Here is a 1,321-nt window from a genome sequence, read left to right as displayed (position 1 = left end):
CCAAGGTTAAACCATCTGCATCGATGGCTCGATACAAATAATGCCATTTTCCTTTAATTTTGATGTACGTTTCATCCTTTTATTCATGGAAAATTCAAAGGTCGTCAGCATAAATTTAAAGAAAATGATCCACGTTTAAAACATGCTTTTGATTTATTTTTGAACGGTTGTTCCGATAAACAAGTTGAGGAACAAACTGGAATTAATCGCCGAACGTTTAGAAGGTATCGTACAAGATATAACGTGACAGTCGATCAAAGGAAAAATAAAGAAAAGAGGGATAGTTAATGAGTACAGTTATTTTAGCTGAAAAACCAAGCCAGGCATTAGCCTATGCAAGTGCTTTAAAACAAAGTAACAAAAAAGACGGTTATTTTGAGATCAAAGACCCAATCTTTGTAGATGAAACGTTTATCACGTTTGGTTTTGGGCATTTAGTCGAGTTAGCAGAACCAGGACACTATGAGGAAAAATGGCAAAATTGGAAATTAGAATCATTGCCTATCTTTCCTGAACGTTATGATTTTGAAGTCGCAAAAAACAAAGACAAACAGTTTAAGATCGTTGCCAAACTTTTAAAACAAGCAAATACAATCATTGTCGCAACAGATAGCGACAGAGATAGCGTTGCTTCTTCAAACGCAAATAAGTTTGTTTATTGGCGCAGCGATTTAAAAGAATCATCGAGACTTTCTTGCCATTACGAACAAGAGCTTCACTAGATACTTTGCACAAAGGACAACGATGAAACGTACGAATAAGGGCAGCCTCCGCAAGAATCACTTTTTTCCCCTTGTAGAAGTCCTCCTGACAGCTTAAACTTTCAATATTTTTATCTTTCACTCCAAGGATTTGTTTGATAGAATCAGATGTAGACATACAAAATTTTCCTTTCTAGATAGTATTATGGTGATTCTATTCTAACGGAAATATTGTATGTCTTCTATGTTTTTTAAGAAGAAAATAGGACCGATAGAATTTTTTCTATCAGTCCTATAAATTCTAGAGCCAGGATTACGTATAAGTTATCATTGCAGAATATCCATAGATACTGGTCTGAAATTGAATTTCGATTATTTTAAATCCGTTCAACTCAGTAAACTCAATAAACTCATTTACTTTACTTTCAAGATTAGCTTCCGACCACCAACTAGATAGCAACTTAACTTTCATAGAAATTACTCCTTTATTTTTATTATAATCCATGTAAAAAGGTAGTAACATGGTACTTTAGTCTGAATATTCGGTTCTGTTGCAAAGTTTTAAATAAAGAATAAAATCCCTTACGGTATCTATGATTTAAGCTGGGATTCCCAATAAT

4 pseudogenes are annotated in these 1,321 nt (G+C 33.7%); 2 read left to right on the top strand and 2 right to left on the bottom strand.

Annotated elements, in window-relative coordinates:
• Positions 1-76, bottom strand: a pseudogene (locus P7D84_RS13675) (DDE-type integrase/transposase/recombinase); the annotation flags it as partial.
• A gap of 11 nt (positions 77-87) precedes the next feature.
• Between P7D84_RS13675 and P7D84_RS13670 the strand changes: the two are divergent.
• Together P7D84_RS13670 and P7D84_RS13665 are read left to right on the top strand one after the other, a co-directional pair.
• A pseudogene (locus tag P7D84_RS13670) lies at positions 88-288 on the top strand (recombinase family protein); the annotation flags it as partial.
• A pseudogene (locus P7D84_RS13665) lies at positions 288-623 on the top strand (toprim domain-containing protein); the annotation flags it as partial. The pseudogenes P7D84_RS13670 and P7D84_RS13665, both read left to right, overlap by 1 nt.
• On the opposite strand, the pseudogene P7D84_RS13660 reads toward P7D84_RS13665, so the two are convergent.
• Positions 613-879, bottom strand: a pseudogene (locus P7D84_RS13660) (transposase family protein); the annotation flags it as partial. The pseudogenes P7D84_RS13665 and P7D84_RS13660 overlap by 11 nt on opposite strands.
• Positions 880-1,321 lie beyond the last annotated feature (442 nt).

The sequence above is a fragment of the Enterococcus dongliensis genome (assembly GCF_031927985.1).
Lineage (GTDB): Bacteria > Bacillota > Bacilli > Lactobacillales > Enterococcaceae > Enterococcus_A > Enterococcus_A dongliensis.
The sequence above is the reverse complement of the archived record's forward strand: the minus strand, read 5'-3'. Positions and strand labels throughout refer to the sequence as shown.